We start from the raw sequence: 22323 nt of genomic DNA on the forward strand, positions 1-22323 counted from the left end.
CCGATGGATCTAAAACAGAGCGTAATAGCGATTACTGGTGCAGGGCAAGGCTTAGGCCAGATGATGGCTATCACACTAGCGCAAGCTGGCGCAGAACTGGCCCTACTGGATGTTAACGAAGAAGCCCTGATGGATACCAAAGAACAGTGCAATATGCTCGGGGTTAAAGCACTGACTTACAAAGTTAATGTGACGGACGAGCAGGAAGTGGAGCAGGTATTTAGTGACATTGTCACTGATTTCGGACAGTTAGACGGCCTGATCAACAATGCTGGGATTCTTCGCGATGGTTTACTGGTAAAAGTCAAAGATGGTGAGATGACTAAAATGTCACTCGAGCAATTCAACTCCGTGATTGACGTGAACCTTACCGGAACGTTTTTGTGTGGACGAGAAGCCGCGGTTCAGATGATCAATTCCAAGCGAAAAGGGGTCATCATCAACATTTCTAGCGTTGCTCGTGCTGGGAATATAGGTCAGACAAACTATGCGGCGTCTAAAGCAGCTGTGGCGACTCTGGCGGCGACTTGGGGTAAAGAGCTGGCAAGATATGGCATTCGAGCGGCCGCTATTGCACCTGGTGTGATTGAGACATCGATGACGGGAGCGATGAAACCAGAAGCGCGTGAGCGTCTGGAAAGAATGGTACCCGTGGGTCGAATGGGAGATCCCAAAGAAATTGCGAATACCGCTAAGTTTATCTTTGAGAATGACTACGTGAATGCGCGTGTATTTGAAGTCGATGGCGGGATATTCATGTAAAGCTTAGGCTTTCAAACGTTAAAAAGGCACGTGAGTTACGTGCCTTTCTTGTTTTGGAAATGAGTTATTTCAACTCGAATTTCCCTTTCATAATTGCCCAGTGGCCAGGGAAAGAACAGAAGAAGGTGTAATCACCACCTGCTTTCATTTTCTCTGTGCTGAATGTTACTGAATTGCTTTCACCGCCACCGATGATTTTGGTGAACGCGTAAACGCGCGCATCATCTGGTTTGACGTAGTTGTTCGCCGCGCCCGCAGACATACCTTCCGTACCTACAGCCTGAACATTCGCTGTATCGGCGATAACCACGTTGTGTCCCATAGAGGTCGCTGCTAGCTTACCTGTATGGTTCAACGTTAGTGTGACTTCTTTACAACTAGAAGGGACGCTAATGCTGTTAGTCGAGAATTGCATCATGTCGTTTGCATCAACAGAAACAGAACATTCTGCGCTTGCTTGAGCTCCGAAGCTGACTGCGCCAAAGACAACAGCAAGAATTCCAACACTACGTTTAATCATATTTATTCCTCACGGTTTGTAGTTGAGAGACATTCTCATATACGTAAGAAATAGAAACTTTGATCACTTTCACTAAGTGCTGGATTTCTTGCGAAAAGCAGTTACATATTCTGATAATTGGGACCACCGCCACCTTCTGGCGGTAGCCAAGTGATATTTTGCGAAGGATCTTTTATATCGCAGGTTTTGCAATGCAAGCAGTTGGCGGCATTAATCTGTAGCTTGGGCCTATTATCAACCGTAACAATTTCGTACACGCCCGCAGGGCAGTATCGCTGACTGGGTTCATCAAAAAGAGGAAGATGATTTTCAATAGGAATACTGTCACTGGCAATGATTAGATGACAAGGCTGGTCTTCTTCATGTTGTGTGCCGGAAAGGTAAACAGAAGAGGGCTTATCAAAACTCAGTTTGCCATCGGGTTTAGGGTAATCAATCGCGTTGCATTGGGAAATCTCTTTCATCGACAGGTAATCTGCTTGCGGATCGGAAATTGTCCACGGTGCTTCCTTGTGAAACAGAGATTGCCAGATGTTTTGTTCGAATGTGGCCAAAGCGCCTCCCATAATCGCACCATATTTGTGGATTGAAGAGGCAAAGTTTCGACTCTGTTTTAGCTCGTCAAACAGCCAAGATGACTCAAACTGGCTTTGATAATCGGCTTCTCTCTGGTCGCCGTCTGCTTGGAGTACGTCAAATACCGCTTCTGCGGCTAGCATGCCGGATTTCATAGCAGTATGACTGCCTTTGATTTTTCCTGAATTCAGCGTTCCTGCGTCACAGCCAATCAGTAGGCCGCCCGGAAATTGCTGTTTGGGCAATGAATCAAAACCGCCTTTAGCGATCGCTCTTGCACCATACGAAATCCGTTCACCGCCTTCGAGGTATTGTCGAATCACAGGGTGGTGCTTAAAGCGTTGAAACTCATCAAATGGGCTGAGGTACGGATTAGAGTAGTTCAAATCAATGATCAGCCCGACGACGACCTGATTGTTTTCAAGGTGGTAAAGAAAACTACCACCACTAGAGTCTGTTTCGTTCAGAGGCCAACCTGCGCCATGAAGCACACTACCAGCCTTATGGAGTTCGCTGTCTTGAGGGAGTTGCCAGATTTCTTTTAATCCAAGAGCGTAGTGTTGTGGTTGTCGACCTTCACTGAGGTTGAACTTGCTGATGAGCTGCTTGCCCAAGTGACCGCGTGCACCTTCAGCAAATATGGTGTATTTGGCTTTCAGTTCTATCCCAGCTTCAAACGTTGGCTTTTGCTCTCCTGATTTGTTCAGACCCATATCGGATGTGTTGATACCCGTTACGGCACCTGATTCATCATAATTCACGCTAGCAGCGGCAAAACCCGGATAAACCTCAATCTCCAGTTCTTCGGCTTTCTGACCAAGCCAGCGGCACAAGTTCGCTAGACTGATGACGTGATTGTCGGAACTGTTGTGCATTAGCTTCGGCGTTACAAATGCAGGCATCTTGATGTGGTTGCTTGCCGTTGTCATGTATATGAACTCATCGCTAGTGACGGGATTGTTGACTGGTGCCCCAAGTTCTTTCCAGTCAGGGAAAAGTTCATCCAGAGCTTTGGTTTCAAAAACTGCACCTGAAAGTATATGTGCACCGACTTCAGCCCCTTTTTCAACAACACAGATTGATAGAGGTACTTCGTTGATTTTGCTGAGCTGGGCAAGTTTGATTGCGGTCGACAATCCCGCAGGCCCGGCTCCGACTACGACGACATCAAACTCCATACATTCTCTTTCCATGGTGTAAACCTACCTTGCCAATTAATTCTTATAGATAAATATAGTGCAGTTGACGTAAACGTAAACTTTACTAAGCTGAATATAGGCAAAAAATCCGACATGAAACATGTTTAATGAGATCTTAAGCCGCTAAGTAAAAAGATTGGGCTAATCATAAAACTATGATTTATCAACTTGTTATCGTTCTGGAAAATGCTTTTAGCACCAAGGAGGAGATGTGAAAGTACTAGTAGCCATAAAGCGAGTGATTGATCCTTATGTCAAAGTGAGGGTGAAGAGTGATGGCAGTGGTGTTGAAACGAACAACGTCAAAATGTCGATGAATCCATTCTGTGAAATTGCTGTGGAAGAAGCGGTTCGCCTAAAAGAATCAGGTGTCGCAGAAGAGGTGATTGTGGTCTCTATTGGAGATGCAGCAAGCCAGGAAATCCTGAGAGGTGCACTTGCGTTGGGTGCAGACCGAGCCATTCATGTGGAAGCCGATGGTTCACCAGAGCCACTGGTTGTGGCGAAGCTACTGAAAGCACTAATGGAGAAAGAGCAGCCGGGTATTGTTCTCCTCGGCAAACAATCAATCGATACAGATAACAATCAGGTCGCGCAAATGCTTGGCGCATTAACTGGTCGCCCGCAGGGGACATTTGCCTCGGAAGTAATTGTGGAGGGTGAGCAAGTTAGTGTAACAAGAGAAGTCGATGGCGGTTTGGAAACAGTGAAACTTGCATTGCCTGCCATTATCAGCACTGATCTACGCCTTAATGAACCGCGTTATGCTTCGTTGCCTAACATCATGAAAGCCAAGAAAAAGCCGTTGGATGTGATATCCGCTGATGATTTAGGTATCGCGTTAGTGCGTAGTCAGGAAATCATTGAAGTCATGGCGCCAGCGGAGCGTTCTGCAGGAGAAATGGTGACTAGCGTGAGTGAACTGGTCGACAAGCTTAAGAATGAAGCCAAGGTGCTGTGAGGGAATGAGTATGAATGCGAAAACGTTAGTTATTGTCGAGCACGATAATCAGACCTTGATTACAGACACACTGAAAGCCCTGTCTGCCGCCGCCTCTTTAGGTAATGAAGTCAGTGCACTAGTGGTGGGTTGTGGGTGTCAGGCTGTTGTTGATCAGGTTGCTAAAGTCGAGATTGTCAAAGAGGTGTTGGTAGCCGATTCAGAAATCTATCAAAACCAACTGGCTGAAAACTGTGCAGAACTGGTGCAACAAGTTGGGGCGGACTTTTCTCATGTGTTTGCTCCTGCAACGACGTTTGGTAAAAACCTCATGCCAAGAGTTGCTGCGCTGCTTGACGTGGGACAATTGTCAGATGTGATTGAGATTGTGTCTGATGACACGGTGATTAGGCCTGTTTATGCGGGCAATGCATTGGCTAAAGTAAAGTCGTCGGATCGAATTAAAGTCATCACGGTGCGCAGTTCTGCATTTGATTCAGCAAAAATAGATGACAGTTCATCAGCCGAAATCAAACCGGTTGATATCAACATTGGCAACGATCTGTCTGAGCTTGTCGAACGTCAGAAAACCGAAAGTGCTCGTCCTGATTTGCCTGCGGCAAGAGTCGTTGTTTCTGGTGGACGAGGGCTTGGTAGTAAAGAAAACTTTGTTATGGTTGAGCAACTTGCTGACAAGTTAGGTGGTGCTATCGGTGCGTCACGTGCCGCTGTGGATGCAGGCTTTGTCTCTAATGATCTTCAGGTCGGTCAGACAGGCAAAATCGTTGCGCCGGAGCTTTACATTGCTGTCGGGATTTCAGGGGCGATTCAACACTTGGCAGGGATGAAAGATTCTAAAGTGATTGTAGCTATTAATAGTGACCCGGAAGCTCCGATATTTCAGATTGCTGATTACGGATTGGTCGGTGACTTGTTTGAAATCTTACCAGAGCTAACCAACTCTATCTAAAAGCCAAAACAGAACGCCCGCTAATTTAGTGGGCGTTTTTGTGAGTAAACTATCAATAACTCTCCTAAACTAAATCTACTAGGTGCATAGTGGGGGAGGCTCATGGTCATACACTTAGATATAACCACGTTGTCTATCATCTGTGTTTTATTATCTTTGTGCTATTGCATAGGGTTATTGTTGATACAACAGCTTCAGCCAACCGTTAACGGTATCAGTACGATAGCGGCGGCATTACTTCTTCTTTCCCTCAGTTTTCTTCTGCTTAGCTTCGGTAATCATGTTACGCATTGGGTGTCTAAGATTCTCGCTAACTCAATGATGGCGTTCAGCTATATCGTTATTCTGTTAGGTGTGTGTCAGTTTCGAAGCTATGACCGGCGCCTAGCCAACATCGGCTTCTATAGCTTTCCGGTTTTGATCGTTGGCCTGACTTACTTTACGTTTTTTATGCCGTCGACCAACGCACGGGTCATCCTGATGACAATGTTCGTCTCCGGGATGTGCTTCATCTCCATTCTTGCTAATCAGAAAGGCAAAAGTGCCGACATCGCACCCTCTAAACTGTTATTGTCGACTGGGCTAGCAACTCAAGGGCTTTATAATCTGTTCCGTTTTGTTTGGACTCTATTTGAAGAACGGATAGACGACTTCATGCTTTCTGGCACTGCGCACCAACTGGCGTTTATCAGTACCTTATTAATGATTATATTTGTCGGATTTTCAGTGACATGGATGCTAACGGGCCGACTCGTTGCGACCATCTATGATACGTCAATTAAAGACGAGCTTACCCAACTTTATAATCGTCGTGCGTTAGAGGAGTTACTCCCCAAAGAAATGGCGAGATCAAACCGCCATGGTCAGCCTTTGTCTGTGCTACTTCTTGATATCGACCACTTCAAAAAGGTCAATGATACCTATGGGCATCAGGCGGGCGATAGAGTGTTGCGGACAACAGGCAAACTGCTGATTCTTCAAACCCGAAAAGACGATTTGAGTTTTCGCTACGGTGGTGAAGAGTTTTTGGTGTTGCTGCCGAATACCGATGTAGAGAAGGCCGTCATTGTGGCCGAGAAGCTCAGAGAAGCGATTAAGAGGGCTCGGATGTTGCCGAGTAATGTCGATTCGTGCACGGCGAGTTTTGGGGTGACTCAATTTAATGGAGAGGATGATTGGCAAACCGCTATAGAGCGCGCAGATCAGGCACTCTATAGCGCTAAGGAAAATGGCCGCAACCAAGTTACGGCGAGAACTTAGTCAAGTTTCATTTCCAAGTGTTCTACCAGAAGTTTGGTGAAACGAGCAGCTTCACCACCCGTACACGCTCTATGGTCAAAGGTTACAGACAGTGGCATTGTTTTCACAGCGACGGCTTCGTTGTTTCGCATCACGACTTTTTCGATGATACGACCAGCACCGACAATCGCAACCTGAGGCGGAGAAACAACCGGAGTGGCGTAGATACCTGCGATGGCCCCGAAGTTAGACAGCGTGATCGTTGCATGCTGTAACTGCTCGCGACCAATTTTTCTGTCACGAATACCCGTCACAGTTTCATTGAGCCAGGAGCGGATGTCTTCCGTTTTCACTTCGTTAGCGTTACGTAAAACAGGGACATACAAGCCGTGGCTGCTGTCGACAGCAATACCAATGTTCACGGCACTGTGTACACAGCGAGTCATGGTCTCTGCGTCAAACCAAGCATTTAGAGCGGGTTCCTTTTCACAAGCGTGAACCACCGCCTGAATTAGACGGCCTGAAATGTCTTCACCTTTGGTCCAGTTTTCAAGTAGCGCTTCTTCTGTGATGGTGACAGAGGCAACATTGTGGTGTGACTCCGCCATGGTTCCCACCATAGTTCGGCGAGCACCTTTAAGTACTTCTGTCCCGGGCTGCTGCTTACCGGCTTCTTCATAGATGTCTGCATCCGTGATCATGCCATCATGACCACTGCCTTTGACATGTAGAAGATCGACACCGAGCTTTTTCGCCAACAAACGTGCAGAAGGCATCGCGGTGAGTGGTGAGCCTTCCCCCGTATTGTGAGACGCACCAATCCAGAAATCGTCAACGTCAACTTGATGGGTTTTACTCGACACATTACCAACAACTGTGGCGGCATCTTTCTGTTTTGATTCTACTTTTTTCGCAGAGCCTTCTTCTTCAATTTCTAGAAGCAAGCTACCAATATTGATAACGTCGCCTTCTTCTCCATGGCGACTGACTATTTTACCACTGTATGGTGCTGGTACTTCTACAACGGCCTTTGCGGTCTCAACGGTCAAAATAATCTGATCGACTTTGACCATGTCACCGACATTCACATGCCATTGTACAATTTCCGATTCCGCGAGCCCTTCACCAAGATCTGGCAGTAAAAATGATCTCATTTCCATCCCTCCACGAGTTCTTTAGCTGCGATAACAATGTCTTCTTCCTGAATCATAAAGTAGTCTTCATTTCTGTAATAAGGCATGACTGTATCCATGCCGGTGACACGCTTCGGTGGCGCTTTTAAGGTACACATTGCGTGTTCGGCGGCTCTGGCGATGATCTCCGCACCGACACCACAGGTTTTGCTGGCTTCATGAACCACCAGTAAGCGACCTGTTTTGTCGAGTGATTTCAAGATGGTATCCATGTCGATAGGTTTGATGCTGGCAAGGTCAATCACCTCTGCTTCAATACCTTGCTCGGATAGCGTCTGTGCTGCCTGCAACGACTCAACCACGCATGCACCCCAAGTCACAAGCGTCAGATCTCGCCCTTTACGCAGAGTGAAACAGCTGTCGAGTGGCAGAGCTTCGCCATTATCTATTACGTTAGATTTGACGGTACGGTAGATACGCTTAGGCTCAAAGAACATCACAGGATCGTTGCTACGAATGGCCGCCAGCAATAAACCGTAAGCACGTTGAGGTGACGATGGAATCACAACTCTGAAACCGGGAATGTGAGCAAACAGTGCTTCAACACTTTCCGAGTGGTGTTCAGGAGCGTGGATACCGCCGCCAAATGGCGCTCGGAAAACGGCAGGGCAGGTAAGTCGACCACGTGTACGATTTCGCATACGTGCCGCATGACACATCAGATGTTCCATAGCAGGAAAAACGAAGCCTTGGAATTGGAATTCTGCCACAGGTCTCAAGCCCTGAGTGGCCATACCAACGCTGACACCGCCAATTAATGCTTCTGCTAGCGGTGTATCGATCACTCGTTTCAGGCCGAACTTTTCTTTCAGGCCTACGGTTGCACGGAACACACCGCCGTTATCGCCAACATCTTCACCTAACACAACCACCTTAGCGTCATTGCTCATTTCATGATGCAAGGCGAGGTTGACGGCTTCAACCAGTGTAATCTCAGACATGCTTGCCTCCCTGCATTCGCATCGCTTTGTTGATCAGTTCATCCCTTTGTTTATTGAGTTCTGTAACAGGAGATTCATACAGGTAATCAAAGGCAGTTTCGGGAGCTTGAGGTGGAAGGTTAAGGTAGCGTTCAACGGCTTTTTCAACTTCGACTCTAGCTTGTTCTAGCAAGGCTTGCTCTTCTTCTTCAGACCAATGGCCTTGTTGAATCAAGTAATTTTTGAGGCGGAGAATGGGTTCAAATTGCCAAGCTTGATTGAGCTCATCTGTACTGCGATAGCGGCTAGCGTCATCCGCAGTGGTGTGGTCGCTGAGTCGGTAACTTACCGCTTCAATCAAGGTCGCGCCTTTCCCTTTTCTGGCTCTGTCTAGTGCAGTTGCAACCGCGTCGAACATGGCAACAACGTCATTGCCGTCAACTGTGATACCCGGTATGCCAGCACCTTTTGCTTTCTCTGAAAGAAAATCGGCAGCACACTGAAGAGCACGTGGTACTGAAATCGCCCACTGGTTATTGTTGACGACAAACACTAGTGGAATATTCCAAGCGCCTGCGCAGTTTATGGACTCAAGGAAGTCACCTTTAGACGTTGCACCGTCACCACAAGTAACAAGTGCTGCATTATGGTTACCATCTATTTTCAATGCCGCCGCCACGCCGACAGCGTGTGTACATTGAGTAGCAATAGGTACGCAGAAAGGTAAGTCCCGGCATGATATATGGCTATCATCTGGGCAGAAGTCACTACCTCGTTCATCGCCTCCCCAATACTGGAGGTTTTTCTCCATTCCAATACCTCGAACCCACATAGCGGGCATATCGCGATAATAGGGGACGAAGACGTCTTGCACACGTAAGGCGTGACCTATGGCAATACCAAAGGCCTCTGCACCTAAGTGTGAAGGGTAGGTTCCTAGCTTTCCGGTTCTTTGTAAGGCGACAGCTTTATTGTCGTAGGTGCGTGCGACAACCATGTCGCAATAGAACTTTTTCAGTGTCGCAGCATCAGCCCACTCTGGGAGTGGTTTAACGACTTGACCATGGTGATCGATAAATCGATTCATGGGTAAGGCCTGAACGTTCATCTCAAGCTCCTTGTTGCGCTGCATTCTTTGGCAGCAATTAATTAACATCCTCCGGGCAAAACCATTTTTATGCCGATCTGAGTTTTTTCTCAATTTGAAACACTATTCTAGAGAATAAGTCAGATGCATTCTTTCACACTGATATATCTACTTAATCCAGTGATGAATCTTGGTGATGCCAGTTAATTTAAGTGTAACCAAAATGTTAAATAACGCCTGATTTGAGTCATTTTTCGAGAGTAAACTAATTCTTACAAACGTTAAAAAACAGATGAAAGTGCTGGTTTTTTTGAATCGGAATGTCGAAAACTGAAAATATTCACTATCGAATTAGGGAATTTTACAAGAATATCATCCGGATTTTTTTGCAAAAATTGTCGAAAAAACCTCTTTTAGACAGAAAAAGCAGAGCCAAAATTGGTTGATGAGGTAGCAATTTGGGTTGGGACATGTCTGTCTAATCAAATTGTTAACCGTTGAGTGAATAGCGGCTCCATACCGAGTGGATATAGGTATGGCAGAAGAGAATTTGCGGTCAACATCACAGGTCAAACCAGTTCTTATTACTACTTAAGGGGTAGGAGTGAAAACCTATTTTAGCCTTATATATTAGATGCTTAGTGGTTCAAATGGATTGCTCCCACTTTCACCTTATGGATAAACCTTTGAGGGTTAATCGAAAAGTTTATTTTTTGTGCTTACACTTATAGCACTAAATGCATATAAATAGTACGTCAGCTGGCAAGACTCTTCTGGATAAACAGAGGCGGAGATGGAGTTTCCGCAAAGAGGTTTGGTTATGAAAATTGCCACTAAAATAGTGTTGGCGTCGACTTTGTTATGCAGTATAGCCGTTGTCGCGACTGGGACTTTCGTAGGATGGAGAGCATCTGAGCTATCAGAGCAAGCACTTTATCAACGCGCTATTAGTCAACTTACTTCCATACGGGAAAACAAAAAAAGTGAGATAGAGAACTATTTCAAGCATATTCGTGGTCAGATGCTCACCGCCGCGAATTCAATTGGTGTCAGAGATGCGATGGTTGCATTTAATGACACGTTTGAGCGTTATCCGGTTGAGTCGGTGAGCGCCAGTGATTTATCGAGTCTTTCCAATTATTACACCTCTAATTTTGGCGCTACCTACCGAACGGCAAATGGTGGTAACTCAGCGAATGAACTGCAAAAGCTGAACATGCTGTCACCGAGGGCAAAGGCGCTTCAGGCACGTTACATCGGTGTTAACCCGAACCCCTTGGGTGAAAAACATCAGATGATGGCTGACTCGTTAGGGACTGAATACGACAAAGTACACAGTAAGTATCATCCAAGCATCAAAGGCTTTCTGGAAGAGTTTGGCTACTATGATATTTTCCTAGTCGATACCAGTGGCAACATTGTTTACTCGGTTTTTAAAGAGCTTGATTATGCAACCAACCTGAATTCCGGCCCTTACGCTGGAAGCGGTATTGCCAAGGCGTTTAAAAATGCGCTGAATAAAGGTGCATCTCAGTATCACCTTGAAGACTTTGCGCCATATTTCCCTTCCTATGAAGCGGCCGCTTCTTTTATCGCGACACCAGTGAAAGTCGACAACCAAACCATTGGCGTTCTGATCTTCCAGATGCCTGTCGATAAGATTAATAGCATTATGACTTTCGGTGAAAACTGGAGTTATGCGGGGTTGGGTAATTCAGGTGAAACTTATCTTGTCGGTCCGGATAGTTTGCTACGCAGTGAATCGCGTTTCCTTATCGAAGAACCTGAGCTCTATTTTGAGGAGCTAAGAGCATCCGGTGTATCGCAAAGCATCATGGACCAGATACAAGGTAAGTCTTCGGCTATTGGTCGACAGATGGCGGACACTGCGAGTGTCAAAGCCGCTTTTCGCGGCCAAAGTGGCTCTGAAGTGATCGACGATTACCGTGGTATAGAAGTTTTATCAGTTTATTCGCCTCTCGATGCAGCTGGCTTGCAGTGGGCAATTGTGACCGAAATAGATAAGGCAGAAGCATTGGCTGATCTTGATGCACTGGTGCAGTCTAAATTTACTACGGTTATGACAAGCATAGTTGTTGGGGTGATAGCCGCTGTGCTTGTTTCTTACTTCCTTGGTAGCAGTATTTCGAGGCCAATCCGTATGGCGAGTGAGAAAATCCAGAGAATCAGTAGAGAAAATGATCTGACAGAAAGGTTGGATGTAGAAGGCAAAGATGAGATGACCGATTTAGCCGTCTCACTCAATTCCCTATTTACACATTTACAGGACATTATTCGCAAATTCGCCGAAGCAACTGAAAATCTTAACAACAACACACAAAGCATGGCTGGCAACATGAACAGTACCCGTGACGCGGTTCAAGAGCAAAACCACCGCACCGAATCTGTTGCTACCGCCGTAAACGAAATGAGTGCTTCGATCTCTGAAGTAGCTCAGTTTGCTAGCCGAGCTGCTGAGTTTGTGAAAAATGCCAACGATACAGGTAGCGAAGGGGTGGGTGTTGGCCGAAACCTTGGTAATGAAATTTCACGCCTCAATGAGGAAATGCAGACGGCTGTCGATGCTATAGGGCGCCTGCATCATGAAAGTAATTCGATCGCCGAAGTTCTGGATGTGATTCAGGGAATTGCTGAACAAACAAACCTACTGGCACTCAACGCTGCCATTGAGGCGGCGCGCGCGGGTGAACAAGGACGCGGCTTTGCCGTGGTGGCTGATGAAGTACGCTCCCTTGCTGGCCGGACTCAGTCATCGACCGAAGAAATTCGTGGAAAAATTGAATCCTTGCAACGAGAAACTAATGAAGTATCAAAGAGTATTGAAAATGCTAACAATACGGTATCACAAGGCGTGGATACGTGTGATCAGAACGCGGGTATGCTTGAGCAGATAGTGACCATGCTCAACGATCTGAATGAAATGAATGTGCAGATTGCCGCAGCAACCGAAGAGCAAAAAGCGGTAACCGACGAAATTAGTGGCAGTATTACTTCGATTGCGGACGCATCTTCTGCAGTGTCTAGTCAGGTCAGTGACGTAGACCATGTGCTGCAAGGTTTATCTTCTCAAGCCGAGCAGCTTAATGCGGAAGTATCGCAGTTCAAATATTAGAACACGCAAATGGCCGACTCACTGAGAGTCGGCTTTTTTATTTCTTAATCTGTTTATTTTGATACATAGCTTTGTCTGATTGAGCGATAAGATCTTCAAGGCACGGGGCGCCAAAACAGTCTTCGATATGAGATCCAATACTTAAGCTGGTTAAACTCAGCGACTCTTTGTCCTTGGTCTGGGCTAGATACTCCGCCGAAACCCGAGCCGCGAGTTGTTTTAGCTCTCTTCGCGTATTGAGCAGCGAAAGTACAACGAACTCATCTCCGCCTAAGCGAGCGATAACGTCACTTTGTCTACACGCCTCTCTTAAAGTTTGAGCCAGTATGAGTATGCACTGGTCTCCTGACTCATGCCCACCCTTATCATTGACCTGTTTTAAGTTGTCAATATCGATGTAAATCATCCCAATGGCTTGCTGATATCTCGGCGCATCTTTTATTTTCTGCTCTCCGAGCAAAGTTAACCCTCGCCGGTTAAATGCGCCAGTTAAATCATCTTTTAATGCGAGTTCTTCAGCTTCTTGGAGCCGACAAGCGGTATCTAAATCTAATGTGACCAATCGAGCGAGCTGGCACAGCACTCTAATTAGAGTTTTGTCATATGAAGTTGCGTTGGTATCGATAACGCAAATGGAGCCAAAAGGCTTACCATTTGGCCAAAAAATAGGTATTCCGCAATAAGAACGAACGGCACCCTCTGAGACAGGGGGGGCAGCCGACCAAACTTCATGAGTTGCTGCACTCGGTACGTATAGATCTTGCCGTGTTTCGACCATATGGCGACAGAAGCTTTTCATGTTCCATGGCCAGTTCATTTGCGCTTCTAAGTAGTGATCTTGATTCTGGCTCGATACAACCACATTAAACTCGTCATTTCTTAGTTGGACGATTGCTCCGGTTGCCGCTCCAAATAAATCAGCCAGCAGGTTAACCATTTCCTGCCACTTTGATAGGTCAATCAGTTGCGCGTCCGGATCGGTTAAACATTGCTGTGTATCTACCATTTGTTCTTTCCTAAATGCTGTACTGTTAGTTTATTATAGAGCGCCATTATAGAGTTTTTGAGGAATAAACACCTTTTTAATTATGAATCAATATCATAGACTTAATCTGTTTTAACGGGAGTGAAAAATGGAATTAAGTGTATTTATTGAGCAACTGAAGCAAAACCCAACGACGGTGCAGTTTGAACAAACAATGGCAGCGATAGATGCGAATTACGAGTTTACGCCAACGGCATTCAGTAATGGCGAAACAAAGAATGAAGCCAACCAGAACAATGGATCGTGCAAAATATTCGCGTTCGCCCAGCTGAATCAGCTCTCTGAGCAAGACACCTTAGCGTGCTTTGGTCGCTTTTATCGTGAAGATGTCCTTCAAAATCCAGACGGAGAGGATCACGCTAATATCCGCAATTTTATTAAGTTTGGTTGGCAAGGCATTCAATTCGAATCAGATGCACTTGTTAGTAAATGATGGATCTAGGAGCGTTATCGCTCCTTTTTTATAGGTGAATGAAAATGGACAACAAACAGCTTGCTGAGTATCTGGACACCTTTATGAGCGCTGAGTCTGATTATCCTTTTGGCCCTGAGGCGCTGGTCTACAAAGTGAAAGGAAAAATGTTCGCCATTTTGTCGATGAGAGAAGGGCGCGAATACGTAACCGTGAAAGTAAAGCCTGAAGATGGCGAAGTGCTAACATCCCAATTCACAGACATTACACCGGGATACCACACAAACAAAAGGCATTGGGTGACGGTTTATTATCCGGGGGACGTTGAAGATGGCCTAATTCAGGATCTTTGTGAGCGTTCGTATGAACTGATCGTCAGTAAATTACCCAAAGCACAAAGGGTCGCGTTGGGGTACGACTAGAATTGAGTTGTGCAAAAATTCGCTGGTTAGATCAAATAAGCAACCATTTGATTTAAATGTCAGCAATCAAACAGGAAATGGATATTTTTGTTTGACTCTCATCGCTCAATCCGTAAAGTATGCATCGAACGCAGCGGTGGGTAACTAAAGCGTTAAAAGAAAAGGCGCGTTGGCAGAGTGGCTATGCAGCGGATTGCAAATCCGTGGACCTCGGTTCGACTCCGGGACGCGCCTCCATTCTTTTCCCTTCTTATTACATTTCGTATGAACATCACTTTTGTAATTCTAAATAGAAAAACTACTTCCTTGTAGTTTTAGCTGACTCATTACAAGTCGTTTGACGTTAAGAAGACAGATTTGTCGACCTTAGAAAAAATATCTTGATAAGTTTTAGCGCTATAAACAGGTTGAGACCATGATGTGCCGCCAGTGTTGGTCAGCGCTTTAGCAACAATGTTCAAGCGGACACGAACAGACTGGGATTTTTCCTGTACCGTTGCTGAAACCTCTACACGTCTAACCGTTTGGTAGGTACCGGAACCAGGTCCATAAAAGAAATCATTAAAGCTTTTTGTACCGTTATCAAGTTCATCCAATTCCATTGCCGCAGTAACTAACCCGAGCTCTGGCTCAACAACGGTGAGGATGTAGCCTTCGTCCTGAAGGGCACCTATCACAGCACGCAGCACATTTCGCTCCGATTGTTCAGAGTATTCACGGGTTTGCATCTGACGTACTTGAAGTTGAGTCATTTCTGGTTGCTGAGGACGTGTCGATGACGCGCATCCGGCTAATAGCGTCAAAACAAGCAGCGCGAACAGCCAGCGATGGTGACTAGAACGTAGACGAGTGATACTTAAAGTCATCTACGATCCCTTCTTTAAAGTTGATGATTACTGTCAGTGTCTTCTGTGTGGTTGAGGTCACGCCAGTTTGCTCTTCATAACCTGCGGATGCACCTCCAAGAAGTGGATATTTGCCGCCTTTGCCACCGAGAATAAGTGCAGAAACGCCACCGGAGCTGGTGGAGTACGCTGTTTGCGTGCTTATTTTGTCGTAGATCCAGCTTTCGTTGTCTGTACCACCACCAGTAACGATGTTTGGTGAGCCAAGGACTGAAGCAACATCTGCTTGCGTCATACCCTGACGAATCTCTTTCTGTACTGTTCCTACTGTTGTCGTTGACTCGACATTGTTCGGCAGCGAGTTCGCGTGATCAGATGTACTTTTACAGCCTACGAGTAGCAGGCTTCCCGCAGCAAGAGCGATAAGTGTGTTGATGTTTTTCACTTGAATATCTCTTTGTTAAATTCCGATTGGATATTGTTGTAATTATTAGACTTTCAGGAGGTTGCACGATGCGTTATCTGAAAGGTAAAGCAATAACGCAAAACTACTGATCATTGCGTTTTGTTTCCTGCGATAGGCTAACGAATATTTATAAAATATCCTCTACTAAATTAGGAAATTTAGATTTCGGTTCATTTATGAGACAGATAAAGTAACAGTCTAAAATGGATAAGAGTTTTGGTTATAGCTTAAAGTGAATGGGAGCAGGTCCTAATTCACGCAGAATATCGACAAACGCTTTGATTTTCTTCAGGTGGTACATGTCTCGATGGACCAACGCCCAAACAGGTAGTTGCCAGAGTAAATCGGGGGCGACTTCGATAAAGTCTTCTTGGGCATCGACAGTGTCTTTGGCGAGAATAGAAATGCCAGTGCCTGCTTCGAGCGCTTTCATCGCGACATGCATCGTTGAGCAGAGAAAGACGATGTTGTGTTCGGGGATGTTATCGTGAATCCACTCGTTCCAGTGAAGGTGGGTAGGGCGCTCCTTCATAGCAATGAACTTGTGTTGGTGAAGGTCGTTGATATCTGGCATACCCATTTTCTCAATGTAACTGCGATGAGCACACAATACGACGTCAACCGTGGTCAATGGGAAAACAATGTTATCCGGAGTTGTGGGTTTGTCGCCGCCACGTATCGCAATGTCAGCTTCCCCATATTCGAGATTATAGTTTCGTATGTCTCCGATGAATTCCACACGCATGCTCGGGTAGCGGCTTTGATACTCCTGAATGGCGGGCATGATCATACTGGCCATTTCGTTGACCGCAGTAATCGTGATCTTTCCTTCCAGCTCTTGTTCTTTACTTTGGACTTGCGCGGTCAGTTGGGAGAAATGGTTGTCAGTGACTTCGCCAATTCGCATGATTTCAAGGCCTGCCTCGGTGGGTATGTAACCCTTATCACTTCGTTGAAATAGGGTAACGCCAAGTTCCTCTTCCAGCGCATCAACGTGTCTCATTACCGTTGATCTGTGTACGCCAATGTCTTCTGCGGTAGCACTGAGTGTTTGATATTGAGCGAGTTTGTAAGCGGTTCTAAGCTCGGTCCATTTGTTCATAAATTATTCCGTTGCAAATATGCACATCAGTGTCTAATTTTCGCTCATTTCATACATAAATGAAATGCCTTAACGTGTCGTTATCCAATCAAGAAAGATGTAATGCACAGGATATTTGATGATGAAACGAGTTGAAGTACTGATAATCGGTGGTGGTTTTGCAGGTGTATCAGCAGCACAGGCACTTGAAAAGCAGGGTGTGAAAACACTATTGGTGGATCGTAAGGACTATTTTGAGGTGACCTTCGCGACACTAAGAAACGTTGCAGCACCTGAAGTCACGAAATCTGATGCAAGAAAACACTATACAAGCTTTCTGACTGGTGAGTTTGTTCAAAGTGGGGTGGCGACTCTGGGTGATCAATCCGCCATTCTAGAGAATGGTGATGTTATCGAATTCGACACAGCGATCATTGCGACAGGAACGCGTTACCCAACGATGCCTGTCGCGAAGTCGAACACGGCCTTCGCATTGGAAGCGCGTAATCAAGAGATGGCGACACATCATCACGCTCTCAAGGCGGCTAAAAAGGTGCTAGTGATTGGTGGTGGCGTTGTGGGCGTAGAGCTAGCTGGTGAAATTGCGTATGCCTTTCCTGATAAGCAAACAGTGCTAGCGCACAACTCATCACAAATCTTAGATGGTTTTAAAACGAAAACACGCCGTAAGTCGCTCGAACAACTGGAAAGTTTGGGCGTTCAGGTCGAATTTAACACGCGTTATAGTCAAACTGGCAGCAGCTACATTGATGAAAACACTGGCAGAGAAAGTGATGCCGATTTAGTGCTCCAAGCGGTAGGGACCTTGCCAAATAGCGAATTTCTCAAAGCGAAACTGGGGCATATCCTCGATAGCCGCGGATTTGTGAAGGTCAATGAACAGCTAGAGGTGATTGAGCAGAAAAACATGTATGCCCTAGGAGATGTAGCTGATGTTGGCGAGCCTAAACTTGGCTATCTGGCCCAACAACAGGGTGAGCATGTTGCCAAAACCATATTGAACAAACGGAAAAACAAAAAAACCAAAGGTTACAAACGAAGCCCACTTATGGCATTGATACCTACGGGGCAGAAAACGGGCGTAGCGGAGCTACCTTTTGCGGTTACCACATTGAAGCCTCTCGTTAATATGAAGCAGAAAGATTTGTTTATCAGCAAAGTGTATAAAGCTTTCAGCGCCTGACATTTTTGTATGCCAACGAGTGAAAAAAGAATTTGTCGGGCATCTTTTGCGCAAAGTGATCGTCAATTGCTCTGCAAAGTGTGGTTTTTAACCATTTGAATCAAAAAGACAAAATTTTTATTGATCTCAAATCTCAATCCGTTAAAGTACGCCTCGTTCTCACGGCACAGGCCAGTGAGAGATGGTGTTACCATCGCATGATTGCGTTGCCCTGGTGGTGGAATTGGTAGACACAAGGGATTTAAAATCCCTCGGCGTTCGCGCTGTGCCGGTTCAAGTCCGGCCCGGGGCACCATCTAAAAAATGAGGCGCGTTGGCAGAGTGGCTATGCAGCGGATTGCAAATCCGTGGACCTCGGTTCGACTCCGGGACGCGCCTCCATTCTCTACGAGAATACAGTGACCAGCTTTTGCTGGTTTTTTTGTATCTGCGTATCGAAAAATCATTTTAGATAGTGATTATTATTGTTTTTTCGTGCTCTCCTCAGTTTGAACAACCCCTTCCGTTCGGTATGCCATTGCCAGAAAACTCGACTCTTAAACGCTCTACCGAGTTTAGATATTGGTTATTCTCTGCATCATTGTGATCAAAGTTGTCGAGTGTCACATTCCAGTTAGTGAACGGCGTTGGCTCGAAGTAGGCGTATGCGAACCTGTCTGATAAAGAACCGTCAGTACTGATACTCACTTGGTTGTTAGCCGCATCATCGAGTCGATAGTAGAAGGCTCTTGTCATTGGGTTAGCACTAAACTTAAATTCTTTTTGTTCGAATCGATCATAGTAATTACCGTCGTTGGAAATACTCAAATTGAATTCTTTGCCATAAGGCAGGTTTTCACCTTCGAGGAATACGCGAATGGTGTCTAACCTCACTCGATCATAGAAACAAAATTGTGGTTGATCTAAAGGAATGTTGAAGTTGAACTCGCCAGTTTTGAACAAGGCTTCAATTTGTTTTGCATCGTCAATAATGAAATTGCGGAAGTTGAAATTATTGAAGCTTTGCGGAGCAGGTTGGAAGCTATTGAGTGCATTGACATACTCGTTTTCAATTGCTGCTAAATCAAATTGATAATCAAGATAGGATTTGTTCAGGCTTGGTTTGATGTCGCTGTCTTTAAGTGCCCAATATTCATAGGCTGCGACGTAGTTTGAAAGCGCTACAAACATCGGGCGTTTAAAGTGGAGTGAAACCCGTGCCAGTTCCTGCTCAACTTTCTCTAGTGCACTGCTGTCATCGGAGGCATTCGCAATTAGCTGATTCAGGCGTTCTTTCTGGTTAATGGTCACTTTACGCGTTAAAAGGAGATCGACCAGTTTAGCTTGTTCCTGAACAAGATTGAGTTGTGAAGCGTTAATCGCTTTGCCAAGCAAAACCTGTTTCTCTAACTCAAGTAGATAGACCCGCGCCCCCTTAATGCCAAGGGAATCCGCGTAGCGTAGATTGCTTCTAACTTCCGCGATCATAAGGTCCCAGGCTAAGTTACTTTCATTCAAAGAAGGCACCGCGAAGTCGAAAGAATCCATCGTCTCTGAGATACGTTGCATCTTAATTGTGGATTTCACTTCAGTTGTCAGAGATGCGATACCCGCGACCGTTTTGGTAATGCTATCGATAATGCCGGTCACGCTCTTAACGTTGGTTACTAGGTTCTTGGCTTTATCTAATGCTTCTGGCGTTTTAGCCAACTGTTCGGTGACATCGTTAATGCCTGACAAGTTGCCAGTAAAGACACCGCTGACTGCACTACCTATCTCTGCGATGGCTTTAAATATCGCTAACGCCGCGTTAAGCTGCTGCTGAGTCTTCCATACTTCAACGCCATAGAGGTAGTCACTGCGAGCACTTAAAGCGGTGAGTTCTTGAGTTTTATACTGGCTTTCCACTTCAGTGACACTATCAAGCAACTTGGCAATGTTTTGTTCTGACTGATCTACAACGGCGTTCTGAGATTGCAAAACATCTTCGATATTGCCTAGGGCAAGCTGGGCGTTTTCAATCTTATCTTCAACCTGAGTATTTCGGTCTGCAACGACATCGCGTTTTTGTTCAAAAGCGATCATCGCATCAAGATATGCTTTGTATTTATCCTGATAAAGCGAACGGTCAAGGTAAGGGACGAAGTTGTCCGAGCGACTACTCAAATCAGTAAACTGTTTGAACGCAACAGTTTGCAAGTAAAGATCGGTAAGCAATGGGTCATCAGATACTGTCGTGCCTGCATTACGCATACTGCGCTCTACCCAGTTCAGCAAGGCTAGGCTAGTCTGAGGCTGTTCATCATACAGGCTGATGGCCATATCGAATGAACGGTTCACAATGTCTGAAAACTGCGATTTTGCGAGCTGGAAGTTGGCGGCAAGGTCATCGGCAAGCTGTTGTTTGATGTAATGCTCGCCAGAAAGAATAATGGAAGTACCCGTACTTTCGCTGGTTCCGATTGTATCAGCCGTTACACCTCCGTCCGGGGTGAAGGCGAGCACATTAAACGGTGTTTCCATCTCCTCTGCGATAACCGTAATAGAAGCCGCAGCGCCTTGTTGACCGAGGACGAAAGTTGGGACGCCAGAACCAACGATTTTACGTGCAAAAATAACAATGTTTTGGTTATTCATCACCAGATTGAAGTTGTCGGAGACTTCAAGGGTATCAGCAAAGATATACACTTTGGTTGGTTTAGTTTGATACAGATTTTGCTGTGTTACCCATTCTTTAAGATTGACGTACAGATCAGAAGTTGAACGAGTGATTGGGTCCGTTTTTGAGTATGGGTTATCAAGCCACTCAGGATATTGTGTGTTTGCAGGCAGGTTATTGATGTCCAGCCAGTCAGAGGCCATAACCCCATTCGATACCGCTGCGGTAACAGCAAGTGCAAGGATTGTTTTCATTTTTATTTCCTTATGAGGTGCTACCCAAGCAAAATTTTGAGTAGCCTTTCCCGCACCCGACGCAGAAGCGCGGGTGGGGAAGGTATTTAGGGATTGAATCCCGTTATTGTTTTATGCCTGAATTGGGCTATTCGGCTTTTTGTATGTATGCGTTGTTAGCGAATGTTTTGGCTTTTTCGCTGATACTGTTCCAGTTTTGCTCTGCAACTGCGGTATTTGCCATTGCTCCCGCTGCGGCCAGAATAGCGTTGGATTGTAGAATTTCAGTATTTGCTTCAGCGGCTTCAAGCGCAACGATCAGTGAGTCGAAGTCGGTATTCATCTTCTGCCAGTGAAGCTTTAGCTTGTTGACATAAGGGATCGCGTTCTCGATTTTGCTTGAAATGATGTTGATGCTTTCCGTTGAGCGTGTGTAAGAGTTGTAGATCTTTTGAGTGGTAGACAGTTGAGCCTCAAGCACCTTTGCTTCGTCCTGAAGCTGATTACGAAGCTTTCTAGCCTTCTCGGCTTTGTCACCATAAACACCCATGATCGGAACGGCTACCGCTGGGAACCAAGCGTAAGTAACGGCTGTCGCAGCAACAGTCACATAGTGATCGTAATCTTTATTAAGCTGATCGATACGGTCATTCAGATCGTTCACTCGTTGTTGCAGTACACTGCCATCATCTTCCAGGTAGCCACTGTGAGTGCTCTTCAACACATCCAGTTGTAACTTCTGTTCTTCAATCTTAGTAGCGAAAGTCAGCAGGTCTTCACTGGCTTTTTCCACTTTCTGTTGGTTATTAACCGAGAAGTTCTTCAGCGCGCTTAAGTACGCAATAGAAAGCTGACGTGCTTGCTCGACAGCCTGAACATCTGCTGGCAGTGGAGAAATAGACTTGGTGAGGATGACAGTCAGCTGATCGCTCAGAGGGTCAATCATGTATTTCTGAATGTCATTGTAATTGGATAGCGACAGCGCCAAATCGACGATGTCAGGGTAAAGGTCCTCTTTCCAGTAAAACGCCTCTGCGTGGACCTTGCCGTATTGTTCCATCAACGCTTTAAAGTTTGAAAACGGGACATCATCAGCGATATCAAACGCGGATTTCATGCTCGCTTCTGTGATTGGTAAAGACAGAGCGCCTTCAACGTATGTTTGAATCTGGAACCATTCTTTCTGATTTAGAACAAACTCGTCTGTGTCCAAATCAATAAACGCACCGTTTTCACCCATAATGGTGTCGTAACTGATCTGGCCGATTTGTTGCTCAGCAGAGTTTGGAGTCAGTGCCTGATTTGACGTAGAAGCCTGCACACCAGCGGCGATTAAGCTTAAACAAAGTGTTGATAGCAGAAGTGGCTTTTTTATGTTTTTCATTCTAATACCTTATTTTTATTTGTACTCGACCCTGCCATTTAAAGCATTTTATAT

General features: G+C 45.6%; 19 protein-coding genes and 3 tRNA genes. 11 read left to right on the forward strand and 11 right to left on the reverse strand.

What is annotated here, in order from left to right; genetic code table 11:
* The first annotated feature begins 3 nt into the window (after nt 1-3).
* On the forward strand, nt 4-762 hold the full coding sequence (locus tag F0265_RS12080) for an SDR family oxidoreductase (RefSeq protein WP_006960839.1): 759 nt from the start codon (nt 4-6) through the stop codon (nt 760-762).
* Nucleotides 763-826: 64 nt separating this feature from the next.
* On the opposite strand, the gene azu is transcribed toward F0265_RS12080, so the two are convergent.
* Nucleotides 827-1282: an azurin gene (gene azu / locus F0265_RS12085; RefSeq protein ID WP_171749073.1), complete on the reverse strand. Its 456-nt coding sequence runs from the start codon at nt 1280-1282 to the stop codon at nt 827-829.
* 101 nt (nt 1283-1383) lie between these two features.
* Entirely contained in the window at nt 1384-3051 is a 1668-nt protein-coding gene (locus F0265_RS12090) for an electron transfer flavoprotein-ubiquinone oxidoreductase (RefSeq protein ID WP_171749074.1), read from the reverse strand.
* Nucleotides 3052-3268: 217 nt separating this feature from the next.
* On the opposite strand from F0265_RS12090, the gene F0265_RS12095 reads away from it, so the two are divergent.
* From F0265_RS12095 to F0265_RS12105, 3 genes are all read left to right on the forward strand, one after another.
* Complete coding sequence (locus F0265_RS12095) at nt 3269-4018, forward strand: electron transfer flavoprotein subunit beta/FixA family protein (protein ID WP_171749075.1); 750 nt, start codon at nt 3269-3271, stop codon at nt 4016-4018.
* A gap of 10 nt (nt 4019-4028) precedes the next feature.
* Complete coding sequence (locus F0265_RS12100; protein ID WP_171749076.1) at nt 4029-4967, forward strand: FAD-binding protein; 939 nt, start codon at nt 4029-4031, stop codon at nt 4965-4967.
* Nucleotides 4968-5147: 180 nt separating this feature from the next.
* Nucleotides 5148-6227 carry a GGDEF domain-containing protein gene (locus tag F0265_RS12105; RefSeq protein WP_253809436.1) on the forward strand — a complete coding sequence of 360 codons (1080 nt, stop codon included), beginning with the start codon at nt 5148-5150 and terminating at the stop codon, nt 6225-6227.
* On the opposite strand, the gene F0265_RS12110 is transcribed toward F0265_RS12105, so the two are convergent.
* Genes F0265_RS12110 through pdhA form a run of 3 tightly spaced genes read right to left on the reverse strand, consistent with a single transcriptional unit; the run spans nt 6224 to nt 9427 of the window.
* Entirely contained in the window at nt 6224-7360 is a 1137-nt protein-coding gene (locus F0265_RS12110) for a dihydrolipoamide acetyltransferase family protein (protein ID WP_171749078.1), read from the reverse strand. The two genes, F0265_RS12105 and F0265_RS12110, sit on opposite strands and share 4 nt — an antisense overlap.
* Nucleotides 7357-8340, reverse strand: coding sequence for an alpha-ketoacid dehydrogenase subunit beta (locus F0265_RS12115; protein ID WP_065741930.1), 984 nt, complete (start codon nt 8338-8340; stop codon nt 7357-7359). Before F0265_RS12115 ends, F0265_RS12110 begins: the two co-directional genes overlap by 4 nt.
* A complete protein-coding gene (gene pdhA / locus F0265_RS12120) occupies nt 8333-9427 on the reverse strand; it encodes a pyruvate dehydrogenase (acetyl-transferring) E1 component subunit alpha (protein WP_171749079.1) in 1095 nt (364 codons plus the stop codon). Before pdhA ends, F0265_RS12115 begins: the two co-directional genes overlap by 8 nt.
* Nucleotides 9428-10226: 799 nt before the next feature.
* On the opposite strand from pdhA, the gene F0265_RS12125 reads away from it, so the two are divergent.
* Nucleotides 10227-12539 carry a methyl-accepting chemotaxis protein gene (locus F0265_RS12125; RefSeq protein ID WP_171749080.1) on the forward strand — a complete coding sequence of 771 codons (2313 nt, stop codon included), beginning with the start codon at nt 10227-10229 and terminating at the stop codon, nt 12537-12539.
* 37 nt (nt 12540-12576) lie between these two features.
* On the opposite strand, the gene F0265_RS12130 is transcribed toward F0265_RS12125, so the two are convergent.
* On the reverse strand, nt 12577-13545 hold the full coding sequence (locus tag F0265_RS12130; RefSeq protein WP_171749081.1) for a sensor domain-containing diguanylate cyclase: 969 nt from the start codon (nt 13543-13545) through the stop codon (nt 12577-12579).
* A 127-nt stretch (nt 13546-13672) separates the two neighbouring features.
* Between F0265_RS12130 and F0265_RS12135 the strand changes: the two genes are divergently transcribed.
* From F0265_RS12135 to F0265_RS12145, 3 genes are all read left to right on the forward strand, one after another.
* Nucleotides 13673-14017, forward strand: a complete 345-nt coding sequence (locus F0265_RS12135; RefSeq protein ID WP_171749082.1) for a HopJ type III effector protein — start codon at nt 13673-13675, stop codon at nt 14015-14017.
* 44 nt (nt 14018-14061) lie between these two features.
* The gene (locus F0265_RS12140) at nt 14062-14418 is read left to right on the forward strand and encodes an MmcQ/YjbR family DNA-binding protein (protein WP_171749083.1); all 357 of its coding nucleotides are present in this window, start codon (nt 14062-14064) and stop codon (nt 14416-14418) included.
* A 163-nt stretch (nt 14419-14581) separates the two neighbouring features.
* Nucleotides 14582-14655, forward strand: a tRNA-Cys gene (locus F0265_RS12145).
* 89 nt (nt 14656-14744) lie between these two features.
* On the opposite strand, the gene F0265_RS12150 is transcribed toward F0265_RS12145, so the two are convergent.
* From F0265_RS12150 to F0265_RS12160, 3 genes are all read right to left on the reverse strand, one after another.
* Nucleotides 14745-15284 carry a hypothetical protein gene (locus F0265_RS12150; protein ID WP_019276210.1) on the reverse strand — a complete coding sequence of 180 codons (540 nt, stop codon included), beginning with the start codon at nt 15282-15284 and terminating at the stop codon, nt 14745-14747.
* Nucleotides 15253-15708: a hypothetical protein gene (locus tag F0265_RS12155; protein WP_171749084.1), complete on the reverse strand. Its 456-nt coding sequence runs from the start codon at nt 15706-15708 to the stop codon at nt 15253-15255. Before F0265_RS12155 ends, F0265_RS12150 begins: the two co-directional genes overlap by 32 nt.
* Before the next feature lie 241 nt (nt 15709-15949).
* Complete coding sequence (locus tag F0265_RS12160) at nt 15950-16831, reverse strand: LysR family transcriptional regulator (protein ID WP_171749085.1); 882 nt, start codon at nt 16829-16831, stop codon at nt 15950-15952.
* Between the two features lie 118 nt (nt 16832-16949).
* Here F0265_RS12160 and F0265_RS12165 point away from each other — a divergent pair, with 118 nt between their 5' ends.
* From F0265_RS12165 to F0265_RS12175, 3 genes are all read left to right on the forward strand, one after another.
* The gene (locus F0265_RS12165) at nt 16950-18014 is read left to right on the forward strand and encodes an FAD-dependent oxidoreductase (protein ID WP_171749086.1); all 1065 of its coding nucleotides are present in this window, start codon (nt 16950-16952) and stop codon (nt 18012-18014) included.
* Between the two features lie 208 nt (nt 18015-18222).
* Nucleotides 18223-18309, forward strand: a tRNA-Leu gene (locus tag F0265_RS12170).
* Nucleotides 18310-18321: 12 nt separating this feature from the next.
* Nucleotides 18322-18395 (forward strand) — tRNA-Cys (locus F0265_RS12175).
* A gap of 102 nt (nt 18396-18497) precedes the next feature.
* Here F0265_RS12175 and F0265_RS12180 read toward each other — a convergent pair.
* On the reverse strand, nt 18498-20906 hold the full coding sequence (locus tag F0265_RS12180) for a hypothetical protein (protein ID WP_171749087.1): 2409 nt from the start codon (nt 20904-20906) through the stop codon (nt 18498-18500).
* Between the two features lie 127 nt (nt 20907-21033).
* Nucleotides 21034-22269, reverse strand: coding sequence for an alpha-xenorhabdolysin family binary toxin subunit A (locus tag F0265_RS12185; protein WP_171749088.1), 1236 nt, complete (start codon nt 22267-22269; stop codon nt 21034-21036).
* Nucleotides 22270-22323: the final 54 nt, after the last annotated feature.

Source organism: Vibrio sp. RE88 (assembly GCF_013113835.1).
GTDB lineage: Bacteria > Pseudomonadota > Gammaproteobacteria > Enterobacterales > Vibrionaceae > Vibrio.